Source organism: Stutzerimonas balearica DSM 6083 (genome assembly GCF_000818015.1).
Taxonomy (GTDB): domain Bacteria; phylum Pseudomonadota; class Gammaproteobacteria; order Pseudomonadales; family Pseudomonadaceae; genus Stutzerimonas; species Stutzerimonas balearica.
On sequence record NZ_CP007511.1, the window covers coordinates 1382544 to 1403023 of the forward strand.

Below are 20480 nucleotides of genomic sequence, written 5' to 3' on the forward strand. Positions count from 1 at the left end.
TCAAAACCAGAATCGTACGCCGGCCACCAGACGGGTGTCGCTGAGATCCTCGTCTTCGTCACGCAGCAGGTCGGCCGTGTTGCCGTAGGCGCGATTCCAGCTCACGCCGACATAGGGCGCGAACTGGCGGCTGATCTCGTAACGCAGGCGCAGCCCGACATTCGCATCGCTGAGGCCGGAACCGACGCCGCGCGCCTCGTCGTTGCGCCCGTGCAGGTTCAGCTCCGCGGTGGGCTGCAGTACCCAGCGCTGGGTCAGCAGGATGTCGTATTCAGCCTCCAGGCGCAGTGCAGTCTGGCCACCCTCGCCGAGAAACGCGGTGGCTTCGGTTTCCAGACCGAACAGCGGCATGCCCTGCACGCCAAAGGCGGCCCAGGTCTGTGGCGAACCAGGCTTGAAGTCCTGACGCACGCCGGTGACGGTCTCCCACCAGGGGCCGATGGCGTGGCTCCAGAGCAGCTGCAGCTCGGCCTCCTCGGTGTGGCCATTGGTGCGCTCACCCTCGGAACGGAAGGCGAGGCGGTCGATATCGCCGCCATACCAGCCGGAAATGTCCCAGGCCAGCGTGCTGCCTTCGTCGGCGTCCTGCCATTCCAGCTGATCGGCTAGGAACAGGAAGTTGCTGCCGCCGCGATGCATCTCGTGGGGCGGCAGCTCTGGGAAGGCGGCTGTACGGTCAATATCGCGGATCGTCGGCACCGGCGCCCGTGATGCCTCGCCCGGCGGGATACCTGTGGCGGGCGGATGTGTCATCGAGCCGTGGCTGCCATGGTCCATGCTCTCCTGGCTCGTCGACGCGCGGTCCGAGGGGGCGCCAGGCATGGCGCCGTGGTCCGTCTGCCCGTGATCCATCGGCATCTGCTGCATCGGCGCGTCATGTCCGGCGTGGCCGGAGTGATCCATGGCCTGCTGGGCCTGCACTGTCGCGGCAGCGAGGCTCAGCGCGACCGCGACGGGCAGCGTCTCAATGCGCATGCTGGTTGCCCTTCTCGGCAGGCTTGGGCATGTCCTTCGGCATCGCGCCATCGTGGCCCATCATCTGGCCCTGACCCATGCTGCCGTGGTCCATCATCTGGCCATTGCCCATGTGCTGGTCGTGCATCTGCATCATCTGATCGTGGTCCATGCCCTGCATGCCGCCTTGCGCCTTGGGCTGGCTGGCCTGCGGCGCGGCCTGTTCGGCTGGTGCATTGGCGGGATGATGACCGTCGTGCTCGCTTTGCGCGTAGGCGGTGTTGAGGCTGAGCGCGGTGGTCAGGCCGAAGGCGAGCAGGGCGTGCAGTTTGATCGTGTTCATAGGTTTCTCCGTCATTCTTCTACGCGGACTTCACGGAACATTCCGAGGTCCATGTGCATCAGCATGTGGCAGTGATAGGCCCAGCGCCCGAGGGCGTCGGCGGTGACGCGGTAGCTGCGTTTGGAGCCCGGCGGCATGTCGATGGTGTGCTTGCGCACCTGGAAGTTGCCGTGCTCGTCCTCCAGGTCGCTCCACAGCCCGTGGAGGTGAATGGGGTGGTGCATCATGGTGTCGTTGACCAGCACGAAGCGCACCCGCTCGCCGTACTTGAGGCGGATCGGTTCGGCGTCGGCGAAGGGAATGCCGTCGAACGACCAGGCGAAGCGCTCCATGTGGCCGGTCAGGTGCAGTTCGATGGTGCGGCTCGGCTCGCGGCCATCCGGGTCAGCGAAGGTGCTGCGCAGGTCGGCATAGGTCAGCACGCGCCGGCCGTTGTCGCGCAGGCCGATACCGGGATCGTCCAGTTTGGGCACCGGCATCATGGTCTGCATGTCCACCAGCGGATTATCGGTTTCGCTGGCCGGATGCGCCTGCATGCCACTGCCGGACGAGCCGTGGCCCATGGCGGCGTGGTCCATCTGGCCCTGATTCATCGCGCCGTGACTCATGCCGCCGTGTCCGGCGTGAGGATCGTCACTCTGCGCAGGCGCAGCCGCCTGGCCATGGGCGGAATGATCGCCATGGCCCATGTCTTCCATGGTCAGTTCGGGGCGCGGATCGGGCTCGGGAACCGGCGCCTGCAAACCATCACGCACGGCCAGGGTGCCGCGGGCAAAGCCGCTACGGTCCATGGACTGGGCGAACAGGGTGTAGGCGTCCTGGCTGCCGTCCGGCTCGACGATCACGTCGAGGGTTTCCGCCACGGCCAGGCGCACTTCGTCCACCTGCACCGGTTCGACGTTCTGCCCGTCCGCGGCGACCACGGTGAGCTTGAGGCCGGGGATGCGGAAGTCGAAGTAGCTCATCGCCGAGCCGTTGATCAGCCGCAGGCGGATGCGCTCGCCTGGCTGGAACAGGCCGGTCCAGTTGCCGTCCGGTGCCTGGCCGTTGAGCAGGTAGGTGTAGGTGGCGCCGCTGATATCGGCCAGATCCGTCGGCGACATGTTCATCTTCGCCCAGGCCCAGCGTTCGCTGATGGTGTCGGTCCAGCCGTTGTCGGCGACATCGTCGATGAAATCGCCAAGCGTGCGCCGGCCCTGGTTGTAGTAGTCCGAGCGCTTCTTCAGCTTGGCCAGTACCCGTGCCGGGCTTTCGTCGGTCCAGTCGGAGAGGAACACCACGTAGTCGCGGTCGTAGGCGAACGGCTCCGGCTCCTCTGGGTCGATGATCAGCGGGCCGTAGACGCCGAGTTGCTCCTGGAACGCCGAATGGCTGTGGTACCAGTAGGTGCCGCTCTGTTTGACCTTGAAGCGGTATTCGTACATGCCGTCCGGGGCGATGCCGGCGAAGCTGAAGCCGGGCACGCCGTCCATGTTGGCCGGCAGCAGGATGCCGTGCCAGTGGATCGAGGTGTCGTGGGGCAGCCGGTTGCGCACGCGCAGGGTCACGGTATCGCCCTCGCGCCAGCGCAGCAGCGGGCCGGGAATGCTGCCGTTGATGGCCATGGCGGTGCGGCGCTTGCCGGTGAAGTCCACGCTCATGGAGTCGATGGTAAGGTCGAACTCGGTGCCGCTGAGCACCGTCGGCTGACCTGGGCTGGTCAGCGCCCAGACGGGCTGGCGCCACAGCCCGAGGCCGGCGACGGCACCGCCGGCAGCCAGGCTTTTGACGAAGGTGCGCCGGGATTGGTTGGCGTGCATGTGGATCCTTTGCGGGTTTGTTCTGGCACTGATTGCGCTGCGCTTAGCGCAGCAACAGAGCAACGATAACCGGGCCGAGCTGACCACTGGCTGAGCGGAACATTACGCTTCTGTCAGCTGGTGGCCGCCATGCGCGCGGCTAGAGCAGCTGTACGCCGAAGCGCCGCAGCAACAGCGCCAGCAGGCCGAAGCAGGCTACGGTGAGCAGGGCGCCGGCCAGCAGCGCGGGCCAGAAGCCCAGCCGCGCCAGCAGGCGTGGGAACAGCAGGAACATCGGCAGCGTCGGCAGCACGTACCAGAAGGTGTACCAGGCATGATTGGCGATCTTCTCCAGCGGTTGGCGCTCGACATAGAGCCAGATCATCGCCAGTACCGTGATCAGCGGCAGGGCAGCGAGAAAGCCGCCGAGCCGATCGCTGCGCTTGGCGACTTCCGATACCAGCACCACCACGGCAGCGGTAAGCAGGTACTTGGCGATGAGCCAGCCCATCGGCGTGCCCGCCTGCGGCTCAGCGCTGCAGCTGATCGCCCTGGTACTCGCCGAGCACCATGTCGCGCCCCTCGCGGGTCAGGCCGATGACCTGGTAACGCTGCTTGGCCTGGCCATAATCCATGCCGGGCGAGCCGGCGGGCATGCCCGGTGCGGCGACGCCGAGCAGGTCACCGCGCTGCTGCAACTCACGGATCGCCGCCACCGGCACGTGGCCCTCGACGAACTTGCCGTCGATCACCCCGGTGTGGCACGAGCCCAGCCGGGGTACGACCCCGAGGCTCTGCTTGACTGCCGGCATGTTGCTTTCCACATGGTCGCGCACCTCGAAGCCGTTGGCTTGCAGGTACTTGATCCAGTCCTTGCAGCAGCCGCAGTTGGCGTCGCGATGCACGTCGATGACCGTGGCGGCCTGGGCCATGCCCGACATCAGCAGGGCGGTGAGCGTGACGAGGTACTTGTTCATGCGCATTCTCCAGAGCGTGTGTCAGCGGCAGCAGCAGCCAGAGCTGCCGCCGCAGCCGGTTTTCTTCGCCGGCGCGGCGGGGGCCTCGGCGATGGGTTCTGCCGGGTAGCCGGCTTCGTCGAGGGCGGTAACCAGCGCCTGGGGCTCGGCGTCGCCGCGGACGCGGACGATACCGCTGGCCAGTTCCACGTCGACCTGTACGACGCCATCGAGCGCCGCAAGGGCGGCGTTGACATGGCGAACGCAGGAGCCGCAGCTCATGCCGGTGACCTTCAGCGTAGTGGTGTTCATGGCGATCTCCTCAGTGGCCTGGCTCGATGCTCGACCTTGACATCGTGGCAAGGTCAAGCCCTCCGTCAACATCGGCGTTGCGCAGGCGCAGCGCGTTGAACACCACCGAGGCGGAGCTGACGCTCATCGCCAGCGCGGCGATCATCGGCGATAGCAGGTGGCCGGTCAGCGGGTAGAACAGGCCGGCGGCCAGCGGGATGCCCAGGCTGTTGTAGAGGAAGGCGAACGTCAGGTTCTGGTGCATGTTGCGCACCGTCGCCACCGACAGGCTGCGGGCGCGCAGGATGCCCAGCAGGTCGCCCTTGACCAGCGTGACCTGGGCGCTGTTCATCGCCACGTCGGTGCCGGTGCCCATGGCGATGCCGACGTCGGCGCGCGCCAGCGCCGGTGCATCGTTGATGCCGTCGCCGGCCATCGCCACGCGGTGCCCTGCCTGCTGCAGGGTGGCGGCCAGGCGCTCCTTGTCCTGCGGCTTGACCTCGCCGTGCACCTCCTCGATGCCCAGCTGGCGCGCCACCGAGCGTGCGGTGGTCAGCCCGTCGCCAGTGGCCATGACCACCCGGACGCCATCGGCCTGCAGCCGCTCGACCGCCAGGCGCGAGGTGGGCTTGATCGGGTCGGCCACCGCCAGCAGCCCGGCCAGCGCACCGTCGACCGCCAGGTACATGATGCTCACGCCCTCGGCGCGCAGCGCTTCGGAGCGCTGGCGCAGCGCGCCGCTGTCAACGCCGCCTTCATCGAGCAGCGCGGTGTTGCCGAGCAGCAGCTGGCGACCGGCGACGCGCCCGCGCACGCCGATGCCCGAGGCCGACTCGAACTGTTCGACCGGGCTCAGTTGCATGCCGGTCGCGCGGGCGCGCTTGACGATGGCGTGGGCCAGCGGGTGCTCGCTGCCCTGGTCGAGGCTGGCCGCCAGTTGCAGCACCTCGTCCTCGCCGAAGCCGGGCGCTGCGACCACGCTGTGGAAGGCCGGGCGGCCCTCGGTGAGAGTGCCGGTCTTGTCGACGATCAGCGTGTCGATCTTGCGCAGGTTCTCGATGGCGCTGGCGTCGCGGAACAGCACGCCGCTGCCGGCGGCCTTGCCGGTGGCGACCATCACCGACATCGGCGTGGCCAGGCCCAGCGCGCAGGGGCAGGCGATGATCAGCACCGCCACCGCGTTGATCAGGCCGAACACCCAGCTCGGCTGCGGGCCGAACAGGCCCCAGCCGAAGAAGGTCAGCACGGCGATGGCGATCACGACCAGCACGAACCAGCCGGCGATCAGATCGGCCAGGCGTTGCATCGGCGCGCGGCTGCGCTGGGCCTGGGCGACCATCTGCACGATCTGCGCAAGCATGGTCGACGCGCCGACCTTCTGCGCTTCCATCACCAGGCTGCCGTGGGTGTTGAGCGTGGCGCCGATCAACGCATCGCCGCTGCGCTTGGTCACCGGCAGCGGCTCGCCGGTGAGCATCGACTCGTCCACCGCGCTTTCGCCCTCGAGCACGCGACCGTCCACCGGCACCTTCTCGCCGGGGCGCACGCGCAGGCGGTCGCCGAGGTGCACGTGGGTCAGCGCGATGTCCTCCTCGCTGCCGTCGGCGTTGATCCGTCGCGCGGTCTTCGGCGCCAGGCCGAGCAGCGACTTGATCGCTGCCGAGGTCTGCGAGCGCGCGCGCAGCTCGAGCATCTGGCCGAGCAGCGTCAGCGAGATGATCACCGCCGCCGCCTCGTAGTAGACGCCGATGCGCCCGTCTTGCAGAAAGGTCGCCGGGAACAGCTGCGGCGCCAGGGTGGCTGCCACGCTGTAGACATAGGCCGCGGCGGTGCCCAGGCCGATCAGCGTCCACATGTTCGGGCTGCGCTGGCGGATCGACTGCACCCCGCGCACGAAGAACGGCCAGCCAGCCCAGAGCACCACCGGCGTCGCCAGCAGCAGTTCCACCCAGTTCTGCGTGGCGCCGTGGAACAGCGCCAGCGAATGCCCGGCCATTGCCAGCAGGGTGACGATCACCGTCAGCGGCAGGGTCCACCAGAAGCGCCGGGAGAAATCGCGCAGCTCGGGGTTCTCCTGTTCCTCCAGCTCGGGGATCACCGGCTCCAGCGCCATGCCGCACTTGGGGCAGGTGCCGGGGCCGATCTGGCGGATCTCCGGGTGCATCGGGCAGGTGTACTCGGCGGCCGGGTCGGCCTCGACCGGCGCCGCCGCGGGCTCGGCGCCGGCATAGCGCTGCGGCTCGGCGACGAAGCGGTCCAGGCAGCGCTGGCTGCAGAAGTGGTAGTCGCGCCCGCCATGGCTGGCATGCAGCGGGCTGTCGCCGGCCACCGGCATGCCGCACACCGGGTCCTGTTCGGTCGCGGTTTCGGCTAGGTGGGGTGGCTGCGAATGGTGGGCGGGGTGGTGATGCGCGTGGGCGTGGTTGCCGGGCTGGTCAGCGGTCGCCATCGTGGCCTCCGTGTCTGTGGCCGAACAGGTGCAGTAGCGGGCAGAGCAGCAGGATCAGATAAGGCAGTGCTTCGGCGGTATGCGTCAGATGTTCGCGCACCAGGTAGAACAGCACGATCGAAGCCAGCATCAGCAGTGCGATGCCGGCGGGGCTGCGCCAGAAAGGCTGGGGAGTTCCGCTGCGTTGCATGGCCGGCCTCCGGGATGGATGCCTTCAAGATAGACCTCGCGGCCTTACATGGAGCTGATGGAAAGATTACGTTTCTGTCAGCTCATGGCGCGCTTGCCGCTGCGGCTGCCAAACTTCGCCCATCGCCGAGCCGAGGAACGGGACATGAAACTGCTGGTTGCCGAAGACGAGCCGAAAACCGGCACCTACCTGCAGCAGGGCCTGAGCGAGGCGGGGTTCACCGTCGACCGGGTCACGACCGGCACCGACGCGCTGCAACACGCGCTGAGCATGCCCTACGACCTGCTGATCCTCGACGTGATGATGCCGGGCCTCGATGGCTGGGAAGTGCTGCGCCTGGTGCGTGCCTCCGGGCGCGAGGTGCCGGTGCTGTTTCTCACTGCGCGCGACCGTGTCGAGGACCGCGTGAAGGGGCTCGAGCTGGGTGCCGACGACTATCTGGTCAAGCCGTTCGCCTTTTCCGAGCTGCTGGCCCGTGTGCGCACCCTGCTGCGACGCGGCAACGCGGCGGCCTTGCAGACCCAGCTGAAGGTTGCCGATCTGGAGGTCGACCTGCTCAAGCGCCGCGCCACGCGGGCTGGCCAGCGCATCGACCTGACCGCCAAGGAATTCGCCCTGCTGGAAATGCTCCTGCGCCGGCGCGGCGAGGTGCTGCCCAAGTCGCTGATCGCTTCGCAGGTCTGGGACATGAATTTCGACAGCGACACCAACGTCATCGAGGTGGCGATCCGCCGCTTGCGGGTGAAGATCGACGATGGCTTCGAGCCCAAACTGATCCATACCGCGCGCGGCATGGGCTACATGCTCGACGAGCCGGACCCGTCATGAAGCGGCTGTCGCTCACGGCGCGGCTGAGCCTGATGTTCATGCTCGCGGTGACCGGCGTGCTGGCGGCCGCGGGGTACTTCTTTCACCAGCTCAGCGAACGCCACTTCAACGAGCTGGACCAGCACACCCTGCACGAGAAGCTTCGCGCCGGCGAGGCGCTGCTCGGCGAGCTGCAGGCCGGTGATGACTTCGAGCGGCTGCGTCCACGGCTGCAGGCCCTGCTCGGTGGGCACAGCGAGATAAGGGGGTTCGTCTTCGATTCAGCGGGGCGCCAACTGTTTCCCGAGCCGCTGCCAGGCGGGGCCGACCCGCGCCTGCTCGCGCTGGCCGCCGAGCGCGACGGCGAGCTGTCGCTGGATGGGCGCCTCTGGCGCGCGGAGGTGACGCAGGTGCCGGTCGGTCAGACGGCGCTGACGCTGCTGATCCTGCTCGATGTCACCGTGCACAAGGCGTTCTTTCATACCTTCAGCGGCTGGCTGTGGGGTGCGCTGGTGCTCTGCGCGTCGCTCAGCGGCCTGCTTGGCTGGGCCCTGGTGCGCCGCGGCCTGCAGCCGCTGCGCGAGGTCACCCAGGTGGCCGCCTCGGTCTCGGCCAAATCCCTGCGCGAACGCATCCCCGACGACTCGATCCCGGCCGAGCTGCAACAGCTGGTGCAGGCCTTCAACGCCATGCTGGCGAGGCTGGAAGACGCCTTCGTGCGGTTGTCGAACTTCTCCGCCGACATCGCCCACGAGCTGCGCACGCCGCTGAGCAATCTGATGACTCATACCGAGGTGGCGCTGACCCGTGCGCGCACGGTGGAGGCGTACCAGGACAACCTGCATTCGAACCTGGAGGAGCTGCAGCGCATGTCGCGGATGATCGACGACATGCTGTTTCTGGCCAAGGCGGATAACGGGCTGATCGTGCCGGACGCCAAACCCGTCGCGCTGGAGGCGTTGTGCGCGCAGCTGCTGGACTATTACCAGCTCTCGGCGGACGAGCGCGGGGTGCGCTTCGAGCTGTCCGGTGCCGGTACGATTCAGGGCGATCTGTTGATGCTGCGCCGGGCGTTGTCGAACCTGTTGTCCAATGCGCTGCGCTACACGCCCGATGGCGGTGTGATCCGCCTGGCGATCGAGTCCGGGCCGGGCGAGGTCCGCTTGAGCGTGGCCAACCCCGGCACGACGATTGCGCCGGAGCACCGCGAGCGGTTGTTCGACCGCTTCTACCGCGGCGACCCGGCGCGCCGCGAAGGCAGCCCGAGCAATGCCGGGCTTGGCCTGGCGATCACGCGCTCGATCATCCAGGCGCACCAGGGGCGCATCCACTGCGATTCGGCCGAGGGCTGGACCACCTTCAGCCTGGTGTTTCCGCTGCGTCGCGCAGCGCGACGTTGAGCGATACGCAGAGGCCCTCGGCGCGGTTGTCGAAGTCGAGCGTGCAGCCGCAGCGCTCGGCGATGGCCTGGACGATCGCCAGACCCAGGCCGCTCCCGGCGCTGTTGGCGTGGCGCCAGAAGCGCCGGGTCAGGTGCGCAAGATGTTCGGCGGCGATACCCGGCCCGCGGTCGCATACCCGGAAGCGGACCTGCCCATCGGCGGGCTCCACGCACAGGCTCACCGTGGTGCCCGCCGCGGTGTGGCGCAGGGCGTTGTCCAGCAGGTTGCGCAGCGCGGCGATCGCCAGCACCGGCGGCATTGCCAGTGGCGTGTCGGGTAGCCCGGGTGCGAGCCGCAGCTCGATGGATGCCTGCTCGGCACCGGCGGCGTCCTCGATGGCCAGGCGCGCGACCTCGGCGGCCGAGCATTGCTGGCCGTCGTCGAAATCCAGACTGCCTTCCACCCGGGCCAGCAACAGCAGTTGCTCGAGCGTGCGCTGCAGGCGGTCGGCACCGGCCTCGGCGTTGGCCAGCGCCCGTTCGGCAGCGGCGCCTTCGGTCATCCGCGCGACCTGCAGGTGGGTCTTGATCGCGGTCAGCGGGCTGCGCAGCTCGTGGGCGGCATCGCCGGTCAATCGCCGTTCGCGCTCGATGGCCTGGGCGATGCGCTCGAACAGCTGGTTCTGCGTCTCGACCAGCGGCAGCAGCTCGGCCGGCAGGCCGGCGGTCGGCAGCGGCTCGAGCGACTCCGCACTGCGCCGGGTCAGCGCCTCGCGAATCCGCTGCAGCGGCGCCAGCCCGCGGCCCAGCCCCAGCCAGAGCAGGCCGAGGCTGCCGAGCAGGGCGAGTGCCACCGGCAGTGCGGCGGCCAGCAGTACCGAGCGCTTGAGCGTGGCACGTTCGTCCAGGCGGTCGGCCGTGGTGATGCGCAGCTCGCCCTGCACCAGGGTAAAACTGCGCCAGGGCACACCCTCGATCAGCTGAACGCGAAAGCCGTTGCGCTCGGCAGCCAGCTGCTGGTCAGGAGTGGCGTGGCTGCGCGCCAGGACTTCGCCACGCAGCGAGCTGACCTGGCAAGCCAGGCCGTTGGGGATGCCCAGTTGTTCGGCGCTCAGGCGCTGCGGCGGGCCGTCGCCGGGCATGGGGCGTGGCAGCTGCACCAACAGGCCGGCGACCATGCGGGCCGAGGCCGCCAGGCGCTGGTCGAGCGAAAGCATCAGCTGGTTGCGCAGGTCGACCAGCATCCAGGTCGCCGCCAGCATCCAGAGCAGGACGAAGGCGGTGCCGAGCATCAGGGTCAGGCGCAGGCGCAGGCTCATGGGAGGTCTTCCCCGCCGGCCGGGCCGAGGCGGTAGCCCAGGCCGCGCACGGTCTCGACGATGCCGCTGCCGAGCTTGCGCCGCAGATGGTGGATATGCACGTTCAGCGCGTTGCTCTCGACGTCATCGGCCAGGCCGTAGACCGCATCCTTCAGTTGATCGGCGCTGAGCACCCGGCCGCGGCTGTTGAGCAGCGCCTGCAGCAGCGCCTGTTCGCGGCGCGACAGGTCGACCGGGCGGCCGTCCAGGCGCGCCTCGCAGCTGCCGGGGTCGTAGCGGAGGCGGCCGTGCTCGATCTGGGTGACGGCACGCCCGGCGCTGCGTCGCACCAGGGTATGCAGGCGCGCGGCCAGTTCGCGCAGGTCGAACGGTTTGAGCAGATAGTCGTCGGCACCGGCGTGCAGACCGGTCACGCGGTCGCTGACCGCATCGCGCGCGGTGAGCACCAGCACCGGCAGGTCCAGCCCGTGCTGGCGCAGGCGGCGCAGCAGTTCGATGCCGTCCTCGTCGGGCAGGCCGAGGTCGAGCACCAGCACGTCGAAAGCGGCCGCGCGCAGCAGTGCTTCGGCCGCCGCGGCGCTGGCCACGTGATCGACGGTCAGCCCCTGGGCGCCGAGGCCGGCGACGATGCCGCTGGCGATCAATTCATCGTCTTCGGCGAGCAATACGTGCATGCATGGATCCGTGCAAAAAACCAAGTGTCGACCTTAGCGATTAAGGCAGCGTTATGCAGCCGCGGCGAAGCCGTTAATGGCGCGTTAATCGGTCGCCGGCATGCTGCACGGCGTTTTCGTGGTCTGTAAGGAATGTTCATGCGCGCCCTGCTGTTTTGCCTGTTTCTGCTTGCGCCCGGTCTCGCGCTGCCGGCCGGCGGCCTGTTCGGCGCCAGTGCGCAAACCGATTTCCTGCCGGTCGATGAGGCCTTCGCCCTGACCGTCAGCCCTGAGGAGTCGGGCGCCACGCGCCTGCACTGGCAGATCGCGCCGGGCTATTACCTCTACCAGCAGCGCTTGAAGTTCGACGGTCTGCCGGCCGAGCGCCAGCCGCCGTTGCCCGCGGGCGAGCCGCACAGCGACGAATTCTTCGGTGATCAGGAGGTCTATCGCGGCAGCCTCGAACTGATCGTCCCGCCGGGGGGCGAGGCAAGCGTACGTCTGGGCTGGCAGGGCTGTGCCGATGCCGGGCTGTGCTACCCGCCGCAGACCCGCGAGGTCGCGCTTGATGGTGCTGCCGCGGCGCCGGCACCTGAGGCGCAAGCCAAGGACCAGGCGCTGGCCAGCGGCCTGGCCAGCCAGACGCTCGCCTGGAGCCTGCTGCTGTTCTTCGGCCTCGGCCTGCTGCTGGCCTTTACCCCATGTTCATTGCCGATGCTGCCGATCCTCGCCGGCATCGTCGTCGGCGGGGGCGCCACGCCAAGGCGCGGGGTCGCCCTGGCCGGCAGTTACGTGCTCAGCATGGCGCTGGTGTATGCGGCGCTCGGCGTGCTTGCCGCATTGCTCGGTGCCAACCTGCAGGCGGCGCTGCAGCAGCCCTGGCTGCTCGGCAGCTTCGCTGCGCTGTTCGTCTTTCTCGCGCTGCCGATGTTCGGCCTGTTCGAGCTGCAGCTGCCGGCGGTGCTGCGTGATCGCCTGCAACGTGCCGGTGATCGCCAGCGTGGCGGCAGCCTCGCGGGTGCGGCGGCGCTGGGCGTGTTGTCGGGCCTGCTGGTCGGCCCCTGCATGACCGCGCCGCTGGCCGCGGCGCTGCTCTATATCGCGCAGAGCGGCAGCGCGCTACAGGGCGGCCTGGTGCTGTTCGTCCTGGGGCTGGGGATCGGCACGCCACTGTTGTTGCTGGTCACCGTCGGCAGCCGCTTCCTGCCGAAGCCGGGGCCCTGGATGGAGCGGGTCAAGGTGGCCTTCGGCTTCTTCTTTCTCGCCGCGGCGCTCCTGGTCGCGCGTCCGCTGCTGCAGGACTGGCAATGGCTCGGGCTCTGGGGCGCGCTGTTGCTGAGTGGTGCCGTCGTGCTGCTACACCTGGCCGGCCAGCTCGGGCGTGGCCAGGTGCCGTCGCGTGCGGCTGGTGTGCTGTGCGGCCTGTGGGGAGCGGCGATGCTGCTCGGTGCCGCGGGCGGGGCGAGCGACCCTTGGCGGCCGCTGGCGGTCTATGCCGGTGCGGCGCCGCTCGAGCGCGTCCACGAACAGCAGGCGCTGACCTTCAGCGAGCCGGCGGTGCTGGACCGCGAACTGGCGGCGGCGCAGGCGCAAGGCCAATGGGTGCTGGTCGACTATTACGCCGACTGGTGCGTGTCCTGCAAGGTCATGGAAAAGGAGGTGTTCGGCAATGCCGAGGTGCAGGCGAGCCTGGCGGGCGTGCGGCTGCTGCGCCCGGATGTCACCGCGAGCAACGCCGCCAGCCGCGAGCTGCTCACGCGCTATGGCGTGCTCGGCCCGCCGACCCTGCTGTGGATCGGCCCTGATGGCAAGGAGCGTCGTGATCGGCGCATCACCGGTGAGGTCGGCGCGCGGGAATTCCTCGAACACTGGAAGCAGACACGGGAGCAAGGTTGATGTTGACGCTGAACGTCGGGTCCCTGGCCCTGGCGATGCCGCATGTACTGTTGCTGGGCAGCCTGTTGCTGGCGACGGTAGTCGGTTGGTGGGTTGGCCGGCGCCATGGCTGCAATCCCGAGCGCCAGCTGTTCCACCTGTTGCTGGTGGGCCTGCTCGTTGCCCGGTTGGCGTTCGTGGTGCGCTATTTCGAGCATTTTCAGGGCGAGCCGTGGCGGGTGATCGACATCCGCGACGGCGGTTTCATCGCCTGGCCGGGGCTGCTGGCGGCGCTGGCGCTCGGTGCCTGGCAGGGCTGGCGTGACCGCGGGCTGCGCAAGCCGCTGGGCATCGCGCTGGCGACCGGCGTGCTGGCCTGGGGCAGCGGCAGCTACGTGCTGCATTCACTGGAGCAGGGCACGCGCCTGCCCGAGCTGGCGCTGCGCGACGCCGAGGGCCGCCCGGTGGCACTGGAGGACTACGCCGGCCAGCCGCTGGTGGTCAACCTCTGGGCAACCTGGTGCCCGCCGTGCCGACGCGAGATGCCGGTACTGGCCGAGGCTCAGGCAAGGGAGCAGGACACGCTGTTCCTGTTCGTCAACCAGGGCGAGGGTAGCGGCGAGATCGAGCGCTTCTTCGCCGCTCAGGGTCTGGCGCTGGACAATGTCCTGCTCGACAGCGGCGGCCGCCTCGGCCAGCACGTCGGCTCCACCGCGCTGCCCACCACGCTGTTCTACGACGCCGAGGGCCGCCAGGTCGGCAGCCATCTCGGTGAACTCTCCCGTGCCAGTCTGGCGCGGGCTCTGGAAGTACTGAAAGAGGAATCCCCGCAGTGATTCGAACCGCTCCGTTTCTCCTTGCCGGCCTCGGCCTGCTGGGCACTTCGTTCGTGCAGGCCGAACAGTGGCCGGAACCGATCCGCGCCGTCGAGGCGCGTGGCGCCCAGGTGGTAGGCAGCTTCGAGGCGCCCGGCGGGCTCAAGGGCTATGCGGCGCGCTACAACGGCCAGGGCATCGCCCTGTACCTGACGCCCGACGGCGAGCACGTGCTGATCGGTAGCCTGCTCGATGCCAAGGGCGACGATCTGTCTCGCGCTCCGCTGGAAAAGCTGGTCTACGAGCCGCTGGGCAAGGAAATGTGGTCGCGCCTGGAGAAGGCAACCTGGATCGCCGACGGCGAGGACGACGCGCCGCGCGTGGTCTACGTGTTCAGCGACCCCAATTGTCCTTACTGCAACATGTTCTGGAAGCAGGCCCGGCCCTGGGTCGAGTCCGGCAAGGTGCAGTTGCGCCATGTCATGGTCGGCATGCTGCGTGCCGACAGCCTGGGCAAGTCCGCTGCGCTGCTGGCGGCGAACGACCCGGAGGCGGCGCTGGAAGAGCATGAATCCGCCGGCAAGGCCAGCACGCTCAAGCCGCAGGAGAAAGTCTCGGCGGCGATGCGCCAGAAGCTCGACGATAACCTGATGCTGATGGGCGAGACCGGTGCGGCGGCGACGCCGGCGATCTTCTACATGGATGCCAACGGGCGCCTGCAGCAACATCAGGGCGCGCCGCAGCCCGATGCGCTGGAGCAGATCATGGGGCCACGCTGAGGCCGGTTCCTGAGGGAAGGGGTGCCTGGGTTGTTAGCGCGTTGGTGGGCTGAAGCCCACCCTACGATTTCGCGGCGGCTTTGGGGGTGGCGTGGAAAAGCGCTGCGCGCGTTTTCCACCCTACGTAGGGTGGATGGCCGAAGCCATCCATGCGGGCAGGCGACTCGGTAGCCGGTGGGTGGGCTGAAGTCCCCCTAGGATTCGGGGCGGCTCTGGGGGCGGTGTGGAAAAGCGCTGCGCGCGTTTTCCACCCTACGTAGGGTGGATGGCCAAAGCCATCCACGCGGGCAGGCGACCCGGTAGCTGGTAGGTGGGCTGAAGCCCCCCTAGGGGTTCGGGGCGGCTCTGGGGGTGGGCGGTGTGGAAAAGCGCTGCGCGCGTTTTCCACCCTACGTAGCGTGGATGGCCGAAGCCATCCACTCGGGCAGGCGATCCGGTAGCCGGTAGGTGGGCTGAAGCCCACCCCACGGTTCGGGGGGCGATGGGGGCGGTGTGGAAAAGCGCTGCGCGCGTTTTCCACCCTACGTAGGGTGGATGGCCGAAGCCATCCATGCGGGCAGGCGATCCGGTAGCCCGGTAGGGTGGGCTTCAGCCCACCGCGGATGTGCAGGCGGGAACGCCCGGATCACAGGTCTCAAAGCGCGCCGAACACCTTCTTCGCCAGGCTCGTGGCGGCTGCTGCCGGGTTCTGCCGGATGCTCGCCTCCTGCTCGGCGATTACCGTGAACAGGCCATCGAGCGCCTGCTCGGTGACGTAGCTCTCGATGTTGGCGTAGTTGCCGTTCAACGCGGCCGGCACCTTGGCCGCCACCGCGTTGTACTGCTGGGCCAGGCCGACCTGATCGGTGGCCTGCTTGACGATCGGCAGGAAGCGCGCGCGAATCTGCTCGCGGCTGGACTTGTCCAGGTACTGGGTGGCCGAGTCCTTGCCGCCGGCCAGGATCGCCTTGGCATCCTGCACGGTCATCTTGCGCACCGCATCGAGCAGCAGCTGCTGGGCTTCCGGCACGGCCTTCTCGGCGGCCAGGTTCATGCTGTTTTCCAGCTGCTCGACCTGACTGCCCATGCCGAGCATCTTCAGCATGCGCGATGCCTTGCCGATGTTGCCCGGCAGTTCGATGCGCACGTCCGGGTCGCTGCTGAAGCCGCCGGGGCGGCCGAGCTGCTGCACGGCGACCTTGGCGCCCTGGGCCAGCGCATCCTTGAGGCCGGCGCTGGCATCGCTCTGGGTCAGGTCCGCGAGTGATAGCGCATGAGCGCTGGCGGCCAGCAGCAAGCCGGCGGTGAGGGTGATGAGTCGACGCATGGCGGATTCCCCGATTTGAACTGTGGGCAAGTATGGCTCAGCTGGCCGGCGCTGCCGGTTCGTCATGACGCTCCAGTGCGACCTGGCGGATCGACAGCCGCACCTCGGCCGGCAGCACGCGCTTGGCGGCGCCTTCGGCGAGTTCGCCAAGCATGGCGTGGTAGCCCAGCTTGCCGGCTTCGTCGCGATGCACCACACCCTCGGCCTGCAGCGTGGCGATGAAGTGGCGGAACAGCGTCTTGTCGAAGAATTCCGGCGCGTTGAGCCCATGCAGGATCGACAGGCGCTGGGCCATCACCGTGCTCAGGTTCTCCAGTTCCTCGGCGCTGAGGCTGTACTGGCCGCTGTTGAGCAGCAGCGAGATGGCCATGTAGAAGCGCTGCAGGGTCTGCACGATGACCCGTGCCAGCAGCGTCAGCAGGACGAACTGGCGCGAACTTGGCGCCGGGCGCACGTAGCTGTCGCCATCGATCCTGAGCAAACCCTGCTCGACGAAGGCCGCCAGCCAGCGGTCGATCACCTCCGGCAGCTCCTCGACCTCCCAGCGGATGAACAGCTCGGCGCGCAGATAGGGGTACAGCGCTTCGGTAAAACGCAGGATCTGCTCGCGGCTGATCCGCGCGCTGCTCTGGAACAGGCTCGCCAGCAGCGCCGGCAAGGCCAGGATGTGCATCACGTTGTTGCGGTAGTAGGTCATCAGGACGGCGTTCTGCTCGTCCAGGTAGAAGATGTTGCCCAGCGCATCCTTTTGCTCGGCGATCAGCCCGAGCGCCTTGACGTAGGCGATCAGTGCCTGGCCGTCGCCGTCGGGCAGCGTCGTGTGCGGCGAGTAGGGCACCGCGCGCAGCAGGGTCTGGTAAAGGTCCAGCACCCGGGACAGCGAACGCTCGTCCAGCGCCTGGCGGTTGGTCGAGAGCATCGCCAGGGCCACCAGGTTGACCGGATTGATCGCTGCGGCTTCGTTCAGACGCTGGGCGATGCGCTCGGCCAGCCGGTTGGTGGTGTCGTTGAGCCAGGCGGGGCGGGCATCGGCGGCGTAGCTCTGCTGGCGCCAGCCGGGCTGCTCCTGCTCGAGGAACTCGCCGAGCTTCAAGGGCTCGCCGAAGTTGACCCAGACCTGGCCGAAGCGCTGCTTGAGCGCGCCGATGACCTTGAAGATGTCGAGGATCGATTCCTTCTTCTTCGCCGCGCCGCGCAGCTCGCCTAGGTAGGTGCGGCCTTCGAGCACCCGTTCGTAGCCGATGTACACCGGCACGAAGAGCACCGGCAGACGCGAGGAGCGCAGGTAGCTGCGCAGCGTCAGCGCCAGCATGCCGGTCTTGGGTTGCAGCATGCGCCCGGTGCGCGAGCGGCCGCCCTCGACGAAGTATTCGACGGGAAAACCGCGGGTGAAGAGGGTGTGCAGGTACTCGTTGAACACCGCCGTATACAGCGGGTTGCCCTTGAACGAGCGGCGCATGAAGAAGGCGCCACCGCGGCGCAGCAGCCCGCCGACCACCGGCATGTTGAGATTGATGCCGGCGGCGATGTGCGGCGGTGTCAGGCCGTTGCGGAACAGCAGGTAGGACAGCAGCAGGTAGTCGATATGACTGCGGTGGCAGGGCACGTAGACTACCTCGTGGCCGCGTACCGCCTCCTGCAGCGGTTCCAGGTGATTGACGCGAATGCCGTCGTAGATCTTGTTCCAGAACCAGGACAGCACCACCTCGAGGAAGCGCACCGCCGTGTAGGCGTAGTCCGAGGCGATCTCGTTGCCATAGCGCAGGGCCTTGGCTTCGGCCTTCTCGAGGGAAATCTTCTCGCGCTCGGCCTCGTCGCGGATCGCCTCGCGCACCGCCGGTGCATGTACCAGGCCCTTGACCAGGTTGCGCCGGTGCGAGAGGTCGGGCCCGATCACCGAGGTCTTCTGCTGGCGGAAGTGCACGCGCAGCATGCGATGGACCATGCGCAGCGTGCGCTCGTGGCCCTTGTTCAGCGCCACCAGTTCGTCGAGCTGGATCGGCGTGGAGAACTGCACCCGCGTCTTGCGGCCGAGGATGAGGATGCTCAACAGCTTGCGCAGCCGGCCGGTCACCGCCCAGCTGTCGGCGAACAGCAGCTTCCAGGGGCTCGTCTCGCGGTCCGGCGACTGGCCCCAGAACACGCTGACCGGGACGATCTGCGCATTGTCCACCGCATTCTGCTCGAGCGCGCCGACCAGCCGCACCAGCGGCGCAGGCGGTGTCGGCCGGCTGCGGCGGCCGAACCAGTCCGCCGCCGGGGCCAGAAAGAAGAATGCCGCCGGCTCCAGATGGTTGCCCACCGCCACCTCGGCCACCGGCCGCGGCAGCCCGGCCTTGCTGCATTCGGTATCGAGCACGGCGAGGTCGCTCAGCGATGCCCGCGGCAGCACGTAGAACACCGGCTTGCTGCGGTCGAGCTTGAGGGTGAAGGCGGACTGGTTGATGGTCTCCGAGCGCACCCAGAGATAGAGCACACGGCGCAGCAGGGAAAAGACCAGACGGCGAACGGGGGAACGAGTCATGCGGTGGATTCGGCTATGGAAGGGACAGGCCCTCGAAGGCGGCAAGTGTGCCGCAAGCACGGTGGGCGGGCAAAACCTGCGCGGCGCGGTGGTGGACCGGCAACCGGCCGGCGCGTGACCTGCGATGGCTCGCTAGGCAGCCGTTTCGAAGCGCGTCAGCGGGTACGAAGGCGGGCGCCGGCATAGGCGCCGGCCAGGAACAGCAGCGACCAGAGCAGCAGGAACACAAGGCCGACGGCCAGCAACGGGCCGATTGGCAGGAACAGTAGCAGGTACAGCACCTGACCGACGATGACGCCCAGGTACTGTGCCCAGAGCGGTCGCGGCACGATAAAACCGGCCAGCACGCCGGCGGTAAACAGCGCGCCACTGTAGTACAGACCGTCGCCGTCCCAGGGTTCGGCCTGACCACTGGCCCAGGGCGACAATGCCCAGATCAACGCGCCAGCGAGGGAGGCGATCAGCAGCGCCTGCGGCACTGGCCGCGCGCTAGGGCGCATCGGCCCGCCGCGCGTACCAGGCATGGATCAGCCCGGCCTGGTAGAAGGGCACCGGACTGGCAAAGCCGCCGGCCTCGATGATGGCTGCGACCTGCTCGGGGGGCAGTATCGCCACGTCACGGGCATAGGCTGCACGCATTTGTTCCAGGCCCGTCGCGGGAATGCCGGCGAGGGTCATCATGTTCAGCCAGGTTTCCAGCAGTGCCGCATAGGCCGGCGTGGTGACGTCCGCGGCCAGGTCAGAGCTGGCCAATAGTGCGCCCGGGCCGAGGCGGGCGGCTATGCCACGAAAGAAGCCGATACGTGCGTCGCGCTCGAGCATGAACTGGGATACCAGCAGGCAGGTTGCCGCGTCGAAGGGGGCCTGCTCGGGCAGTGTCTCCAGGTAGCCCTCATGGAACTGGCAGCGCTGTTCGATTCCGACTCGGGTTGCCTTGTCGCAGAGGACGTGCAGCATCGCGCCCGATGGCTCCACCGCGGTGAAGGTCCAACCGGGCCGGCACTGGGCCAGGTGCAGCATTTCCTCGCCGGTGCCGGCACCGATGCACAGCACTCGGGCCTCGGCCGGCAGCGGTGCGAACACCGCCTCCAGAAGAAAATGCAGGGCACCGCGAATGGGCGCGGTCCTGGCCCAGCGCTCGTCGTAGCGGGCGGCCTGTTGATCGAATACCGCTTTGATCTCGTCGCTGCGCATGGGGGCTCCGTGTGGGGTGGTATAGATCGCGGCTTCGCCGGCTGCCGCGGAATTCGCCGGAGGATTCATTCGGCAGGCAGGATGCCCTTGGCCCGTAGCGCGTCCAGTGCGATCCGCTGGCGCAGGGGCAGATCGGTCGCATCACGGGTGTCCAGGTTCAGCGCGAACAGCCAGGTCTGACCGCCGACTTCAACATAGCCGATGTACCAGCCGATGCCGGGCTGGCTACGAGCCGCCCAGCCGGTCTTGGCGTACAGGCGGTAAGCCGGGGTGCTGTCGGCGAGCATGATGGTCTTCAGGGTGTCGTAGTCGTTCGCCCGGTACGGCAGGCTGCGGGCGACCAGCTGGCGTAGCAGGCCTACCTGCTGCACGGCGCTGACCCGCAGCGAGCCATCGAGCCAGAACTCGGTGGCGTCGAAGGGGTCGCGTAGCTGCCCGTAATGCGCCTGGCGGATGTGGCGCGGATAGGCTGCCGCGCCCACTCGTCGGGCCAGCCTCTGGTAGCACCAGACGCAGCTGACCCTGAATGCGCTCTTCAAGGTCTGGTCGCGGTTCCAGTCCTCGATCTCGTAATGAGTGCCGTCCCAGGGGATGATCTCGTCCGCCCCGGCGATGGCGCCTTCCTCCAGCGCGATCAGCGTGTGCAACACCTTGAACGTGGAGGCGGCGGTGAACGGCTGGTTCGCGCGGGCCTCATCGTGAACGTAGCGCTGGCCGGTATCAGCCGATTCGATCACCAGCGTCCCCTCAACGTGGGCCTTGTCGAACAACCGCCCGATCTCGGCATCCTCCGCGAAAGTGACGCCGGAAGCGCCGAGCAACAGAAGCGCTAGCAACAGCCGAGGCATTGAAGAGTGTCCTTGGTG

20 protein-coding genes are annotated in these 20480 nt (G+C 68.2%); 5 read left to right on the forward strand and 15 right to left on the reverse strand.

The features are described 5' to 3' along the window. The 8 genes from CL52_RS06280 to CL52_RS06315 form a co-directional block, all read right to left on the reverse strand. Window positions 1-975, reverse strand: coding sequence for a copper resistance protein B (locus tag CL52_RS06280; RefSeq protein WP_043219151.1), 975 nt, complete (start codon window positions 973-975; stop codon window positions 1-3). Next, window positions 965-1297 carry a hypothetical protein gene (locus CL52_RS06285; protein WP_043219153.1) on the reverse strand — a complete coding sequence of 111 codons (333 nt, stop codon included), beginning with the start codon at window positions 1295-1297 and terminating at the stop codon, window positions 965-967. Before CL52_RS06285 ends, CL52_RS06280 begins: the two co-directional genes overlap by 11 nt. A gap of 11 nt (window positions 1298-1308) precedes the next feature. Beyond that, window positions 1309-3096, reverse strand: coding sequence for a copper resistance system multicopper oxidase (locus CL52_RS06290; protein ID WP_043219154.1), 1788 nt, complete (start codon window positions 3094-3096; stop codon window positions 1309-1311). Between the two features lie 139 nt (window positions 3097-3235). After that, a complete protein-coding gene (locus CL52_RS06295) occupies window positions 3236-3586 on the reverse strand; it encodes a DUF3147 family protein (protein ID WP_043219156.1) in 351 nt (116 codons plus the stop codon). A 19-nt stretch (window positions 3587-3605) separates the two neighbouring features. Further along, a complete protein-coding gene (locus CL52_RS06300; RefSeq protein ID WP_043219158.1) occupies window positions 3606-4052 on the reverse strand; it encodes a DUF411 domain-containing protein in 447 nt (148 codons plus the stop codon). Between the two features lie 21 nt (window positions 4053-4073). Next, window positions 4074-4343 (reverse strand): heavy-metal-associated domain-containing protein, encoded by a 270-nt coding sequence (locus CL52_RS06305; protein WP_043219159.1) that lies wholly within the window; start codon window positions 4341-4343, stop codon window positions 4074-4076. 10 nt (window positions 4344-4353) lie between these two features. Continuing rightward, the gene (locus CL52_RS06310) at window positions 4354-6657 is read right to left on the reverse strand and encodes a heavy metal translocating P-type ATPase (RefSeq protein ID WP_052264617.1); all 2304 of its coding nucleotides are present in this window, start codon (window positions 6655-6657) and stop codon (window positions 4354-4356) included. 100 nt (window positions 6658-6757) lie between these two features. Beyond that, window positions 6758-6961: a DUF2933 domain-containing protein gene (locus CL52_RS06315; protein WP_008570355.1), complete on the reverse strand. Its 204-nt coding sequence runs from the start codon at window positions 6959-6961 to the stop codon at window positions 6758-6760. 144 nt (window positions 6962-7105) lie between these two features. On the opposite strand from CL52_RS06315, the gene CL52_RS06320 reads away from it, so the two are divergent. Then, window positions 7106-7789 (forward strand): heavy metal response regulator transcription factor, encoded by a 684-nt coding sequence (locus tag CL52_RS06320; RefSeq protein ID WP_043222978.1) that lies wholly within the window; start codon window positions 7106-7108, stop codon window positions 7787-7789. After that, window positions 7786-9168, forward strand: a complete 1383-nt coding sequence (locus CL52_RS06325) for a heavy metal sensor histidine kinase (protein ID WP_043219162.1) — start codon at window positions 7786-7788, stop codon at window positions 9166-9168. Before CL52_RS06320 ends, CL52_RS06325 begins: the two co-directional genes overlap by 4 nt. Here CL52_RS06325 and CL52_RS06330 read toward each other — a convergent pair. Together CL52_RS06330 and CL52_RS06335 are read right to left on the reverse strand one after the other, a co-directional pair. Then, a complete protein-coding gene (locus tag CL52_RS06330) occupies window positions 9128-10468 on the reverse strand; it encodes an ATP-binding protein (RefSeq protein ID WP_043219163.1) in 1341 nt (446 codons plus the stop codon). The genes CL52_RS06325 and CL52_RS06330 overlap by 41 nt on opposite strands. After that, the gene (locus CL52_RS06335) at window positions 10465-11142 is read right to left on the reverse strand and encodes a response regulator transcription factor (RefSeq protein WP_043219165.1); all 678 of its coding nucleotides are present in this window, start codon (window positions 11140-11142) and stop codon (window positions 10465-10467) included. The genes CL52_RS06330 and CL52_RS06335 overlap by 4 nt, the downstream gene beginning before the upstream one ends. Before the next feature lie 138 nt (window positions 11143-11280). Here CL52_RS06335 and dsbD point away from each other — a divergent pair, with 138 nt between their 5' ends. The 3 genes from dsbD to dsbG are packed head-to-tail and all read left to right on the forward strand — an operon-like array spanning window position 11281 to window position 14590. After that, window positions 11281-13017, forward strand: coding sequence for a protein-disulfide reductase DsbD (gene dsbD, locus CL52_RS06340; RefSeq protein ID WP_043219167.1), 1737 nt, complete (start codon window positions 11281-11283; stop codon window positions 13015-13017). Next, window positions 13017-13832, forward strand: coding sequence for a TlpA family protein disulfide reductase (locus tag CL52_RS06345; protein ID WP_043219169.1), 816 nt, complete (start codon window positions 13017-13019; stop codon window positions 13830-13832). The genes dsbD and CL52_RS06345 overlap by 1 nt, the downstream gene beginning before the upstream one ends. Next, on the forward strand, window positions 13829-14590 hold the full coding sequence (dsbG, locus tag CL52_RS06350; protein WP_043219170.1) for a thiol:disulfide interchange protein DsbG: 762 nt from the start codon (window positions 13829-13831) through the stop codon (window positions 14588-14590). The genes CL52_RS06345 and dsbG overlap by 4 nt, the downstream gene beginning before the upstream one ends. A gap of 634 nt (window positions 14591-15224) precedes the next feature. Here the strand turns inward: dsbG and CL52_RS06355 are convergent. From CL52_RS06355 to blaOXA, 5 genes are all read right to left on the reverse strand, one after another. Then, the gene (locus CL52_RS06355; RefSeq protein ID WP_041107028.1) at window positions 15225-15896 is read right to left on the reverse strand and encodes a DUF4197 domain-containing protein; all 672 of its coding nucleotides are present in this window, start codon (window positions 15894-15896) and stop codon (window positions 15225-15227) included. 37 nt (window positions 15897-15933) lie between these two features. Further along, complete coding sequence (gene plsB / locus CL52_RS06360) at window positions 15934-18420, reverse strand: glycerol-3-phosphate 1-O-acyltransferase PlsB (protein ID WP_043219172.1); 2487 nt, start codon at window positions 18418-18420, stop codon at window positions 15934-15936. A gap of 155 nt (window positions 18421-18575) precedes the next feature. After that, window positions 18576-18944, reverse strand: a complete 369-nt coding sequence (locus tag CL52_RS06365; RefSeq protein ID WP_043219173.1) for a hypothetical protein — start codon at window positions 18942-18944, stop codon at window positions 18576-18578. Then, a complete protein-coding gene (locus CL52_RS06370; protein WP_043219175.1) occupies window positions 18910-19614 on the reverse strand; it encodes a class I SAM-dependent methyltransferase in 705 nt (234 codons plus the stop codon). The genes CL52_RS06365 and CL52_RS06370 overlap by 35 nt, the downstream gene beginning before the upstream one ends. 65 nt (window positions 19615-19679) lie before the next feature. Then, window positions 19680-20462 carry a class D beta-lactamase gene (blaOXA, locus tag CL52_RS06375; protein WP_043219176.1) on the reverse strand — a complete coding sequence of 261 codons (783 nt, stop codon included), beginning with the start codon at window positions 20460-20462 and terminating at the stop codon, window positions 19680-19682. Window positions 20463-20480: the final 18 nt, after the last annotated feature.